10 protein-coding genes are annotated in these 12,923 nt (G+C 49.0%); 5 read left to right on the top strand and 5 right to left on the bottom strand.

Annotated features, from left to right (window positions below):
- Positions 1–18 precede the first annotated feature (18 nt).
- On the top strand, positions 19–858 hold the full coding sequence (gene kynA / locus AC3B4V_RS09470; RefSeq protein WP_050676921.1) for a tryptophan 2,3-dioxygenase: 840 nt from the start codon (positions 19–21) through the stop codon (positions 856–858).
- Between the two features lie 13 nt (positions 859–871).
- Positions 872–1,495 carry an arylformamidase gene (gene kynB, locus AC3B4V_RS09465; protein WP_064300471.1) on the top strand — a complete coding sequence of 208 codons (624 nt, stop codon included), beginning with the start codon at positions 872–874 and terminating at the stop codon, positions 1,493–1,495.
- Between the two features lie 40 nt (positions 1,496–1,535).
- Here the strand turns inward: kynB and AC3B4V_RS09460 are convergent, their stop codons facing one another.
- The 3 genes from AC3B4V_RS09460 to cydD all read right to left on the bottom strand — a co-directional run bounded on the left by AC3B4V_RS09460 (position 1,536) and on the right by cydD (position 5,968).
- The gene (locus AC3B4V_RS09460; protein WP_488378265.1) at positions 1,536–2,177 is read right to left on the bottom strand and encodes a cyclase; all 642 of its coding nucleotides are present in this window, start codon (positions 2,175–2,177) and stop codon (positions 1,536–1,538) included.
- 354 nt (positions 2,178–2,531) lie between these two features.
- Complete coding sequence (gene cydC / locus AC3B4V_RS09455; protein ID WP_488378264.1) at positions 2,532–4,241, bottom strand: thiol reductant ABC exporter subunit CydC; 1,710 nt, start codon at positions 4,239–4,241, stop codon at positions 2,532–2,534.
- Entirely contained in the window at positions 4,238–5,968 is a 1,731-nt protein-coding gene (cydD, locus tag AC3B4V_RS09450) for a thiol reductant ABC exporter subunit CydD (RefSeq protein WP_488378263.1), read from the bottom strand. Before cydD ends, cydC begins: the two co-directional genes overlap by 4 nt.
- Positions 5,969–6,176: 208 nt before the next feature.
- On the opposite strand from cydD, the gene AC3B4V_RS09445 reads away from it, so the two are divergent.
- Entirely contained in the window at positions 6,177–6,659 is a 483-nt protein-coding gene (locus tag AC3B4V_RS09445; protein ID WP_336449463.1) for an Rrf2 family transcriptional regulator, read from the top strand.
- 22 nt (positions 6,660–6,681) lie between these two features.
- Positions 6,682–7,050, top strand: coding sequence for a nuclear transport factor 2 family protein (locus AC3B4V_RS09440; RefSeq protein ID WP_488378262.1), 369 nt, complete (start codon positions 6,682–6,684; stop codon positions 7,048–7,050).
- Between the two features lie 63 nt (positions 7,051–7,113).
- Here the strand turns inward: AC3B4V_RS09440 and AC3B4V_RS09435 are convergent, their stop codons facing one another.
- Positions 7,114–7,281 (bottom strand): hypothetical protein, encoded by a 168-nt coding sequence (locus tag AC3B4V_RS09435; RefSeq protein ID WP_488378261.1) that lies wholly within the window; start codon positions 7,279–7,281, stop codon positions 7,114–7,116.
- A gap of 83 nt (positions 7,282–7,364) precedes the next feature.
- On the bottom strand, positions 7,365–8,207 hold the full coding sequence (gene ypfJ / locus AC3B4V_RS09430) for a KPN_02809 family neutral zinc metallopeptidase (protein WP_488378260.1): 843 nt from the start codon (positions 8,205–8,207) through the stop codon (positions 7,365–7,367).
- Between the two features lie 183 nt (positions 8,208–8,390).
- Between ypfJ and AC3B4V_RS09425 the strand changes: the two genes are divergently transcribed.
- Complete coding sequence (locus tag AC3B4V_RS09425; protein WP_488378259.1) at positions 8,391–12,836, top strand: hypothetical protein; 4,446 nt, start codon at positions 8,391–8,393, stop codon at positions 12,834–12,836.
- Positions 12,837–12,923: the final 87 nt, after the last annotated feature.

The following is a 12,923-nucleotide window of genomic DNA, read 5'->3' as shown; positions in this document are numbered from 1 at the left end:
TAAAGGGGATGAATGGGGATGACAAAGACAGATCCTACGTCTATTGAAGCATCGATTCAAACGGATTTTAAGAAAGATATGTCCTACGGGGATTATTTGCAACTAGATCCATTGCTTACGAGTCAACATCGCTTATCTGGGCATCATGACGAGATGCTGTTCATCATCATTCATCAAACGAGCGAACTATGGATGAAGCTGATCCTGCATGAGATGCGTGCGGCGACTCAAGCGGTCGCAAACGATGATCTCGAATCATCCTTTAAGATGCTCGCACGCATCTCAAAGATTCAGCACCAATTGATTCAGTCGTGGAATGTTTTGTCGACCTTGACTCCTGCCGAGTATTTAGAATTCCGCGATTCACTCGGTCACTCATCTGGGTTCCAGTCCTATCAAAACCGACAAATCGAATTTGCGCTCGGCTTCAAGAACGAGCAGATGCTAAAAGTTTATGCGCATGACGAAACACTCTATCCGATGATGCTCGAAGACCTGAAGACACCAAGCATCTACGACGAAACGGTCCGAGCGATGGCGCGACATGGTCTACCAATCGACGAGTCTGTCCTCGAACGTGATGTCACGCAAGACTGGACGCCGAATGCAAGTGTCGAAGCAGCTTGGGCGACCGTCTATCGGGATGTTGAACAATACTGGGATTTGTATGAACTCGGTGAAAAACTACTCGATATCGGGAGCCAGCAGCAGATGTGGCGCTTTAACCATATGAGTACCGTCGAACGGATTATCGGACAAAAGCCAGGAACGGGTGGTTCTTCTGGCGTCAGTTATCTACGACGTGTGCTCGACCACCGCTTCTTCCCGGAACTGTGGTCAGTCCGCACGACATTATGAGGAGGATGAAGCGATGACACGATGGATTGATGTTTCACAACCACTTGATCGCCACGTCACGACGTGGCCGGGGGATACACCGTTTGAAGCAACATTGACATGGAATAAGGCAGACACCGGTTCCGTCAACGTCGGAAAGGTAACGATGAGTCTGCATACTGGCACTCATGTCGACGCGCCGTTTCATTTTGACGATGCCGGACAAAAAATCATCGATCTTGATCCGGATCTCTACATCGGACATGCGCGCGTCATTTACTTACCAGGTCGTACAGACATCACAGCTGCTGATTTAGATGGCTTTGAGCTAAATGACGTCCAGCGCCTGATCATCAAAACGGATGGTTGGATCGACAAATCAACTTTCCCGGAAGCGATTCCCGTCTTGACGCCAAGTCTTGCTGAGCGTCTCGGGGAACTCGGAATTTCGCTGATTGGTCTCGACTTACCAAGCGTCGATGCGATCGATAGCAAGGAAATGGCAGCCCATCACGCACTAGCGCATCATGGAGTCCATATCCTTGAAGGACTCGTTCTCGATGCGATCACGCCTGGTGATTACCACCTCAACGCCGTCCCACTCCCGCTCGTCGATGGCGACGGTAGTCCCGTCCGTGCCTTACTTCGTCCATACTAAAAAATCCGTCCAGCAGACTCTCTGTTGGACGGATTTTTTGTTACTTAGGTAGTGGTTCGAACAAACTGGCTTCGATTTGACGAACGACATGTCCAAGGACTGCAAGCGATAGATCGACCTCGAATCCTTGATCCAGAGAATGATTCGCTCCTTCAATAACATCAATCGTCAGTTGTGAGGTGCGACACGTTTCAAGTGCCGCTTCATCATAAAACTTATCGGCTGTTCCGATGACAAGGAGTCCAGCTTGCGACGATGTGGCGATTTGATCGACTACTTCGGCTTCAAGAACGGGTGTTAAGAAGACGAAGCGTGCTCTCTGTAGATTCGGCTTAGCAAGCAATGCCGCTAGCGGAATCGTTCCTAACGACTTTGCGATGAACTGAACGTTTTCGTATGTATGTGTCGCAAGCACTTCTGAGACGACAGCGTCGACCCGGCGCGTCATGCAGACATTCGATTCTGCGTCTGTCATCGAAAAGAGCTCTTCCGTCACATAGTGAATACAGATGACATCGATGTCTCGAGCTAGTAGTGCCATCCGGCTGTAGTAGAAGTAAGGATGGTCGTACAAATAAGATGCTCCCGAGATCAAGAAGCAGACCTGTTTGGATCCCATTTGAAAATGATCATACGAAACGGTTGTCTGATCGACGACGATGGATGATTGTTCGATATGCATGAAATCCCTCCACACTTTTTCTAGACTTTACCATTTCAGAGATGGACTGTCATGCCTTTTTCGGTTCTCCCTTATTTCATGAAAAGTAGTGTGATGTAAGAAACTATCCGCTTATATCATCCTCGCTTTCCACAGGCGGGAGATAAGCCGCGACAACTCGCATTTCTTGCGATCTCCCGAGTCTTATCTATCCCTGACGAAAGCTACTTTGTTGCTTTCTTTTCCTGTAGGAGTCGAGGATGAATCTGCTTCTTCTCCCATTTAACAAAAAAGGTCGCTTTCCGATTTTTCATTCGGAAAACGACCTTCTGTTCGTCAAACATTTGTTGATTACCCTCTATCTTTTACTACTTATTAGCCAATCGGAGCAAACACAGACTGTTCGACTTGTTTTAATTCATAGAACGCTCCTTGTCGCGCCATCAATTCGGTATATGTTCCGACTTCGATAACGTGACCTTGATCCATGACGATGATTTGATCCATCGCTTCAAGACCCGCTAACCGGTGGCTGACGAGGACAAGTGTCGCGTCCGCTGCCCGTGCGAACAATCGATTGAGAATCATCTGTTCCGTCAAAGCATCGACGGAAGACGTTGGTTCGTCAAGCAAGTAAAGCGACGCTTCCCGCAAAAGCACACGGGCAATTGCTAAGCGTTGTTTTTCTCCTCCAGACAAGTTCTCGCCTTTTTCAAATACACGATCGTTTAATTCGAACGTCGTTAATCCGACATCATCGAGCGCTTGACGCATCGCATCATCCGTCGCTGCTTCGTTTGCGAGCAATAGATTATCGCGAAGCGTTCCATAAAAGTAATGATTCTGTTGCAAGACGACATTTGCGTGTTGCCAAAGCCCTTCCGGATCAACCGTCCGACTATCTTGACCAGCAATCGTTAATCCGTCTGTCGGATACATCCGTAACATCAATTGAAGTAACGTGGATTTCCCAGAACCACTCGCCCCGACGATTGCCGTCTTCTTGCCGGCAGGAATCGAGACGGTAACGTCACGTAAGACCGGGCGCGGTGCATCAGGGAACGTGAACGTCAATGCATTCGTTTCAAAGGATGGTGCCTGATCGAGAACGAACGTGTCATAGATTGGCTCCGCTTGTTCGGTCACGACTTCATCGAGTCGTTTCGCAGCATGGCGACTATCTTCAAAGAAGCCTGGTAAAATCGCCATCGGTGCCGCATTCTCGAAGACCGTCAGTGATGTCATGACGAGTAAGGCAAGGAAGACACCTTCGAGTTGTCCACTCGCGACGAGATAGGCACCGACACCAAGAACGAGCCAAGAGATGATCAGCGTCACCATCGTATTCAAAGCCAAGTTCGAGACGGCATGTAATCCATTCCGTTTTTCTTCCTCGACATATCGTTTCGCGACGGCATTCAGGTCCTGTTCTTTTTGATCAAGTTGCTGGTAAATCTTTAAGTCACGATAGCCTTGGAACAACTCTGTCACTTCTGTCGACAAGTCACCACGGCGGACACGAACTGAGCGTGCGAAACGCTGTTCGCGGTACGCGAACCAACCCGGAATCAAGAAACCCGTCAGAATCAAACCAAGTAGTAGAATCCCGGCAATCATCCACGAGAAGAAACTGACGAAAAAGATCGTACAGAAGAAGACCAGCAACAAGACGATCGGTGGATAGAGAACACGTAAGAACGTATTTTGCAGACTTTCGACGTCACCGACGATCCGAGCAAGTAAGTCCCCACTCCGGTATTTACCGAAAATTCCTGGCGCGAGCGGCTCGAGTCTCCGGTAGAACGACGTCCGGATATCACTAAGGATCGTAAACGTCGCCCGGTGCGAATAATAACGTTCCGCATACCGACTGACGGCGCGCGTCAGACTCGAGATTTTTTGCAGAGCAATCAAGACGGCAAGCGTCTGGATCGGTGGCAACAAGGCTGCCTTTGAAATCAGGTATCCACTTGCTGCGAATAAACCGACCGCTGTCACTCCGGCGAGGACACCGAAGAAGATCGACCAGGCGATATCGCGTTTTTGATGCACCATCAACCGAAAGACTCCTAGTAGTTCCTTCATCGTGTTTCCTCCCCTCTCTGGACGCTGCGCATCCGAGCATATTCCGAATCACGTCCAAGCAGTTCATCGTGAGTGCCACGATCGACGATTCGTCCGCCATCGAGGACGACGATTTGATCTGAGCGCTCGATCGTATGCAAGCGGTGTGCGACAGTAATGACTGTCGCTGCTTGTCCAAGCTGTTCGATCGCTTGTTGAAGCAATCGCTCCGTTTTGACGTCAAGTCCTGTCGTCGGTTCATCAAAGACGATGACGTTCGGTCGTTTCAAGAACGCGCGTGCCAACGCAACGCGCTGTTTCTCGCCACCTGATAGACCACGTCCACCTTCTCCGATCACCGTGTCGATCCCTTCAGGTAACGTCGCAATCAGCTCCTCGAGCCCTGCTGCCTGCGCCGCCTCAAAGATCTCTTCCGGCGTCGCTTGACGGAGTTCACCGATCGCGATGTTTTCTGCCAGCGTTCCGGCATACAGATACGGATGCTGCGAGATGTAGCTCAACTGACGGAACCAGCTCGCTTCCTCCACCTGACTGCGATTAATCCCGTCAAGCAGAATCCGTCCTTCTTTTGGATCCGCGAGTCCGGCAATCAACTGCAAGACAGTCGACTTACCGGCACCACTGCGACCGATCAACGCCACCTTTTGATACGGTTCAATCGCAAGTGTCACGTCTTGTAAGGCAAAGCGTCCTTCTTGATACGTAAAATCAACTTCATCCAAGACGATTCGTGGTGGACGGTTCATCGAAAGTTCTGATTGACCGAAGGCAACAGGACGATCGTCTGCTGTTAGTTCGGCTGCGATTTGTTTCGCTGCCGCGACACTACCTCGTCCCGTATGGAAGGCAGCTCCCATCTCTTTTAAGGCAAGATAGTATTCTGGTGCCAACACGAGCATCAGGAATGCCGGAATGAAGGTAATGCTTTGGAACAGAATCAAGCGCAGACTGACTTCAAGTGCAATCATTCCCATGCTGAGCATCGAGATGAACTCAAGCATCAACGACGATAAGAAGGCAAGCTTCAAAACCGTTAACGTCGCATCACGGAAATCAAGACTGCTTTTTTCGATGACGTCACGTTGTCGTTTCGCACGACCAAATAGCTTCAAGGTCGTCAGTCCTTGCAACGTATCAAGGAACGTTCCCGAGAATGCCGTCATCTTCTCGAGTTGAGCATCGGCCCGCTTTTGCGTCATGATGCCAATGATGATGTAGAACAACGGAATGAACGGTGCCGTGATCATCATGACGAGACCGGTGATCCAGTCATAGCTGAATGCCGCGATCAAGACCATCAAGGGAACGATCGTCGTCTGAACGACTTTCGGCAAGTACTGACTGTAGTAGCTGTCCATCTCGTCTACTGCGTCGAGCAAGACACTGACCTTCTGTCCCGCTTGCCCTTGTAGCATCATCTCGACCGAACGACCCGTGTATTTCGCAACGAGTGCTTCCCGAAGCGCCTGCTTCATGTGTGCCGATAACGTCGTACCGAGACGACCGTTCCAATACGTCACGGCGACCCGGAGCAACAGCATCCCGAGGACGACGAGTAGTAACGGAATGACGGCTTCAAACGGTTGTTCTTTCAAGAAAATCCGATCGACCGTCAAGACGATACCGTACGATTGACCGACGACCGCAACCCCCATCAGGAAAGCTGCAATGATGAATTGAATGAGAATACTGCGTGGAATCTGAACGATTCCTTTTAATGGATTCATATACAAACGTCCTTTCACAAAGTGTGAACGACTTTTAGTGAATATTTTCACATATCGTACATTTAGTATACCGAATCCGGAACGGGGATGCCATGCAGATGCTGTCGAAAAGGTGTGACGGTTTTGTGAGAACAGATGACTCGACAATTCTTTCGAATGAAACTATTATGGATATACATTATCCGCGTTTAACGAAAGGGGACTTCTCATGCAAATGAAAACCGGGGTCGAGCAATCCGTCTACGCGATGTTGCTCTTGACCTTCCTTCCGGATCGCGCTGTGTTGCCCGGTGAATTCATCAGTCAGCAACTCGGTGCCTCGCCGACTTATTTCCAAAAGCTCTTACGAAAACTCGTCCAGGCGGATCTGTTGTATTCCGTACCGGGTGTCAAAGGTGGCTTTCGCTTACGCCGTCCGGCAGACTCTATTCAAATCTTTGACGTCTATCAAGCGATCGAGGGCAAACAGACGTTGTATGCGTCAAGCGGTGTCTTCGAGGATTTGATGGGAATTCAGGAACAGGAAATCGGTCTACTCTCGAATCTAATGACAGAGGCGGAAGACGCGTGGCAATCGACGTTGAAGCGCGAATCGATTGGCTCGATCCGTCAAGCAATCGATGCCTCCTGTCCACCAGAACATTTAGAACGGCTGCATGCGTTAATCACAGACCGGATGATGACAGTTTAATGAACAGAAAGAGGTTTTTACTATGGTATTGAATCGTTATTTTGACTTATTCGACGCGTCACGCACAGACGCACAAGCTTTTGAGGATCTCGTTTCCTTATTCACGACAGACATCACGTTCATCCTGAACGGACAACCAAAGCACGGCATCGACGCCTGGAAACAGTTCGTCCGTCATGTGTTTACAGCGAATCAAGACATTAAGCACATGTACGCAGGCTGGGAAGAGACAACACCAGGAACATATGAAACACGCTGGGCAGTTTGCGGAAAACGGGCAAACGGTAGTGTCTTCACGCAAGACGGAAAAGATATCGCACGTCTCGATGAAAACGGACGGATCGCTTATCTGGAGAACGTTCCAGATGATCCGACGATGTTCCGTTCATAAGATGGCTTTTAAATACCAAAAAAACCTGTGTTCTACTTACGCGGAACACAGGTTTTTTTGTATTTAGCGCTTCAGTAAGAGCCGTTTCAATAAATAGCCCGTGATGACAAGTAACGATGCAATCGCGATATAGACCATGTAGATCAACAAGTCCGGCGCAAATCGTGACACGATGTACGTCATTACAACGACAGCCGTATAGAGCAATAAAAATAGACTGATGTGCTTCAACTTCGACACTCTCCTTTAAATCCTTCCCTCTTCTTTACGGAAACGATTGGAAAATGTTTCAAATGGCCTGTCGTTACTTCGTTTTATAGATTCTTCGCTTTGAATGTATCTCCGCCTTCGATCGTGCCGTTATCAAAGCCTTTTTGGAACCAACGTTCTCGTTGCGCCGATGTGCCGTGGGTGAAACTTTCCGGTACGACATATCCTTGTCCCTTCTCTTGTAACGTATCATCCCCGACAGCATTCGCTGCCGTCAACGCTTCTTCGAGATCGCCTTCTTCGAGTAGGTTTTCTCCTTGCGCATGGTGTGCCCAGACGCCGGCATAATAATCGGCCTGTAACTCGAATCGAACGAGGTACTTGTTGAACTTCTCCTCACTCATCTGCTCCCGAAGAGGCATGATCTCGTCCGATTTTCCGAGTAACGTTTGGACATGGTGCCCGACCTCGTGCGCAATGACATAGGCCATCGCAAAATCGCCCGGGGCCCCGTACTTCGTCTGCAGTTCATCATAAAAGCTTAAATCAATGTATAATTTCTGATCACCGGGACAATAAAAGGGACCGACGGACTTCCCTGCTTGTCCGCAAGCCGAATTGACTTGATCCGTGTATAAGACGAGCGTCGGTTTTTTATAGGTCTTACCATCTTCTTTGAATTCTTTCGTCCAGACCCGTTCCGTATCCGCTAAGACGACGGAAACGAAATCCGCTGCTTCTTTTTCCTGTGCTGTTTCTTCATATGTCGTGTTTTGCTGATCCCCACCGGTTAAGTCTCCGAGTAATTCAGCTGGGTTACCACCCATCAAGGTGATGACGATCAGCAGGATGATCCCGACACCACCACCGATGCCGGCGATTCCTTTCCCACCCATTCCCCGCCGATCCTCGACGTTCGAACTCCGTTGTCTTCCCTTCCATTTCATGCGCGTTCCTCCTACCCATTTCGTTAGTGGTCTTTACCCGAAAGTATTCGTCCGTAACGCTACGTCTCACGACGGACGTTCCCTCTCGCAAACATTGTTAAAATAAGTACATCCATTTCTAGGAATATCGCCCTCCTATAGAGAAGAGTGTCAGCACGTATTTTCGCAGAAAGGAGTTGTCCGATGCACTCGTTACGTCAACGCCTCAAGAACTTCATGTATACGTACCGTAAGGACATCCTTGTCCTATCTGGTATGTTTGTATTCATTCTGATCTATAGCTTCCCGTTGTTTCGTTCCGGCATGGTGACGTTCAGCGACATGTCTTTCGGACTGTCCTCACACCGTTATTTAGAAGAAATCTACGGTGCTTGGAACAACCGGTGGAGCACGACGACGCTTCTGAATGTAGCGCGATTGCTCTACATCCTGCCGTTTTATGTACTCAGTCTATTGTTTGGCTCATCCGGTCCTATTTTGATCAAGTCGTTCATCATCGGACTGTTGACGATCTCTGCTTTGTCGATGTTCGCTTTTACGAAGCGTCTCCACTCGGTTTATGTCTCAAAGCACTTTTCTTATCTCTCACTGATCGCTTTCGCGATCGCCGCGTTGTTTTATGCCTTGAATCCGTGGGTGATTACGCGAATTCAACATATTTATTTATTATGTGGTTACTCCGTCTTCCCTTACGCTTTGATGTTGTTCTTCAACATCTTCGACCCGAAGTTTCGGGAACAGCTCGATCCCGGTTTTCGTTTCTCTGACCGATTGAGTCGACGGACTTGGATTGATATCACTGGCTTATCGATCGTCTTCGCCTTCATGGCGGCGGGCATTCATTATTTCTTCTTCTCACTGATCTATATGGGCATCATGGTCGGACTCATTTTCCTAAAGACAAGTTGGACGCGGCGTAAAGAACGGGTCTGGTCGTCGTTACTTTGGTTTTACGTCCGGGCGACCTGTGCGTTTGGTCTCGTTTTTCTACTATTCAACGGATATTGGTTCTTGATGTACGTCGGCTCGATTCTGACCGGCTCACAAGCTTCACAACACAATATCAATGTCTCCGATACGTTGATGTTGTTCAGTCGGCACTCGAGCTGGACGAACGTTTTATTTTTAACGAGCTACTGGTGGCCGATGTTTGATTTGACGACGTTACCGCTGACGTTTTGGCTGGGTGGTGTCATTACGCTTTTACTCATCTTACTAGGAGCCGTCGTCGCGTATCGGCAACCGATCCACCTGTTCTTCAGTCTGCTTGCGGTTCCGCTGATCGTCTTCGCAACCGGCACCCATGAACAAGTTGCCGATGCGTTCGTCCTGTTCGTGACGAAGACACCTTTGATTGGTGCGATGTTCCGCGATCCGAATAAGTTGGTTGGGCTCTTGATGGTCAGTTACAGCTTGCTGCTCGCCGTCGGTTTAAATGCCGTCTTTACCCGTGCGTCCCGGACGATTCCACTGAAGTTATACCGGATCGTCTCGATCGTCGGTACGCTGATCGTCGTCGCCTGCTTTTTCCTTCCTTACCGGACTGTCTACATGGAAGGTTTTTATCATCCGGTCAAAATGCCTAAGGAATACACCACAATCCAAGATGAAGTCGATGGAAAGTGGTTGCAGTTCCCGATTGCAGACGAGATGACGCAACCAAGTACCGGGATCGCGACCCCACGCTGGAATCAAAATCCACGAAAAGGTGGCGAAATCAAGGCAACGGGTGACGTGCAAGTCTATACGTCGGAACATGATACCGTCTTTCATCATGAAGGGGCGTCACCGACGATCGGTTATATGATGACGTTCATGCAATATCTGCTCGATACCGGTCGGTCGGAACAAGCCGGACAGATCGCAAAAGCGTTCGGACTGAAACAATTCGCATACCGGGACGAGTACACGGGGATGAAGGATCGACAAGATTTCAATCTAAAGGTTCTACAGGAACAACGTGATCTCGTACAGACGAAACAAGTCGGCTTGTTCACCTTGTTCGACTTGATCGCACCGCTCGATACACGAACCGTTCCGCAAATGATTTTGACACCTTACGGACTCGAACGGTCAATCAGCTATCCGACACTGAATGGCTACGATCTCGGTCGTCAATCGATTTTGTATGCGACACAAGGACATCAGGATAGCCTCTCCTGGATGAAAAAGGGTGATATCGTTGAGATGGTCGAGGAAAACGACCTTATTCTCAGCCAAGTGCCGGACGAATACTACTGGAAACCATTCGATGCGATTGATTCAGCGAATGCTTTCCTAAACTGGGGTAAGACGTTCCTCCGAAATAATGACTGGCGCTGGTATTTGCGGACGCAAGGTATGACGAACCCGTCGTTTGACCTCGATTTTGGAGATGGGATCGGTCTCTCGTTTGCTTCCGCCCGGATTGACGCGCCGGTCTACAAATTAGACGGATTAAAGGCGAAGCAGGTTGCCTCCTTTAATTCGATGCTTGAGGATGAGACATTCTTCAAAGCCGATAACCCGGACATCGTCGACTTATCTCCGAACCCGATGTCAAAAGATAATAACCTGCCTGTCCTTCATGCGGAAGTCGCGGAAGGCGACCCAAAATACATCTGGCAAGTCGCAAAATCCGGTAAGCTGCCGGCACGACCGAATAACGCCTACCGCTTTGATATTACAGCGAGCGGTCGCGGGGTCGACCGGCTCCACGTCAAGGTCCGGTTCTTTGATGCGAAGGATCGCGAGCTGAATCAAACGTACGTCGTCGCTCCGCGTGATTCCGGTGATGTCGACGCGATTCACTTGCAAGGTGAATATGTCACACCGCGAAACGCAAAAACGATGCGGATTGATCTACTCAGTTTCCAGCGCCCCGAGCGGAAAACGTATTGGTGGGTCCATGATATTAAAATCTTCAGCTATGAGGATTATATGATCCCGAACACGTTTACGATGACGAAAGACCTGCCAGCCGGTCGTTACGCTGGGTTTGCCCGCGTGCTGCTGAACCAAAAAGGTGGACAACTCGATTTGACCTTCAATAAACGAGGCGTCACGATTCCAACTCGACAACGATCCGGTGCTAAACTCGCTTGGGTTCCGATCGGTTCGTTCACGACGCCGAGCGGTCCTGCGACGCTCAGCGTGACGAACACGGAAGGCTTTAATGCGATCCAAAATATCGTTCTGATTCCGGAAGAAAAGCTGACTGCTTTACGAAAACGCGTCGATGATACACTCGCTTTCACGAAGACCTTGATGGTACTCGAGGCAGAGACTGGATTCGATTACACCGGTCACTTGCAGTCGGAACGAAACTATCCTGGACTGAGTTTCGGGAAAGGAATCGCTGCGCAACGGGGACGTTTACAGCGTTCAATCGATATTCGCGAAGCGACTGACTATCAACTCCAATTGATGTTGACTCCACCGCCAGGCAACGATGGTCGAATCACTGTCAAAATCCGAGACGGAAAGCAGGTCGTCTTCGAACGCACTTTGTCTCGTGCTGATATTCTAAATGGTCAAAAACACCAACAACAGATTGGTGATCAAACGGTGACGTACGATCCGCTACACTTAGCGTTTCCGTACCGGATGACAGAGTTGAGTGATGTCTATCAGACGTTATACGACGTCAAGTTATCCGATATTCCACTCGAGAAGGGACGCTATCAGCTAGAACTATCCTATGCGAGTAAGGTGCCGTCACTCGTCGATTGGAAGGATCTACACAAGTTCGACCCGAACGAGATCGTCACTGATAAAGCCCTTGCCGCTCCAGAAGCAGCAGCAAATTGTGCGACGTGTGTCTCGATCACGAATGATATGTTCGACGCTAGTGAGACTGAAGACGGCTATACGATTGATTACGAGCCGACCTGCTCCTGTGATTGGTATATTTATGCCTCGCAAAAAATGAAGGTGAAACCATATCACGAATATTTGATCCAGTTCGACGCCGTCAGCAAGAACGTCCGTCAACGACACCTCAAAGTGTATTACCTAGATAAAGATGATCGTGTCATCGGTACGGATTTCATCAATGAAGTCGAAGAAAAGAAAAAGAAGCAGTGGAACCATTACGAACAAATCGTCATTCCACCGAAGAAGACCGTCCGGATGCAACTGCATATCTGGACGCGTGGAAATGAGAAAAAGGCTGGGCAATTGCGTCTGAAGAATTTAGAAGTGTTACCGTACGATCAACTGATTCTAGTCGATCAACTCGTTCTCTCCGAGCAAAGCGGTACGCTGTTCGCAACAGAACCTGCCCGTGCGCTTGACGTCGATGCCTCACAGATGGGACGGGATATAAAAAGTGATGCGCCACTCGGTCGCTTTACGGTTAATGATTCTCCGACACCGTTATTTAAACTCCAGACGGACCAGGAAATGATGCGTGGTGACACGGCATTAAACGGCGTCAGTCAGTTGTATCGTTCGAACGAAAAGACGGCACATGTGACCGTCGTATTGCGTCCGATTTATTACGCTGGACTGACCATTCTCGTCTTAGCGCTCCCACTTAGTACCTTGTTGATTTATTTCATGACAAGCAATCGTGGTCTGGCTATCCGACAACGTCTATCGTCCGTGTTCAAGCAACGTCTTCCTCGTCTAAAACGAAACAAAAAATAGTCTATCTAAAGAGGCTGGGACATAGCTAGCTGATTTTAACGAAAAGAAGGAATTGCCATCGCTCAGATGTGCAATTCCTTCTTTTTT

The organism is Exiguobacterium sp. E17S (assembly GCF_057772545.1).
The sequence above is the reverse complement of the archived record's forward strand: the minus strand, read 5'-3'. Positions and strand labels throughout refer to the sequence as shown.

Bases quoted from the DNA above. Each gene is read 5' to 3' on its own strand.
- kynA (WP_050676921.1), top strand. From the start codon at position 19: ATGACAAAGACAGATCCTACGTCTATTGAAGCATCGATTCAAACGGAT.
- kynB (WP_064300471.1), top strand. From the start codon at position 872: ATGACACGATGGATTGATGTTTCACAACCACTTGATCGCCACGTCACG.
- AC3B4V_RS09460 (WP_488378265.1), bottom strand. From the start codon at position 2,177: ATGCATATCGAACAATCATCCATCGTCGTCGATCAGACAACCGTTTCG.
- cydC (WP_488378264.1), bottom strand. From the start codon at position 4,241: ATGAAGGAACTACTAGGAGTCTTTCGGTTGATGGTGCATCAAAAACGC.
- cydD (WP_488378263.1), bottom strand. From the start codon at position 5,968: ATGAATCCATTAAAAGGAATCGTTCAGATTCCACGCAGTATTCTCATT.
- AC3B4V_RS09445 (WP_336449463.1), top strand. From the start codon at position 6,177: ATGCAAATGAAAACCGGGGTCGAGCAATCCGTCTACGCGATGTTGCTC.
- AC3B4V_RS09440 (WP_488378262.1), top strand. From the start codon at position 6,682: ATGGTATTGAATCGTTATTTTGACTTATTCGACGCGTCACGCACAGAC.
- ypfJ (WP_488378260.1), bottom strand. From the start codon at position 8,207: ATGAAATGGAAGGGAAGACAACGGAGTTCGAACGTCGAGGATCGGCGG.
- AC3B4V_RS09425 (WP_488378259.1), top strand. From the start codon at position 8,391: ATGCACTCGTTACGTCAACGCCTCAAGAACTTCATGTATACGTACCGT.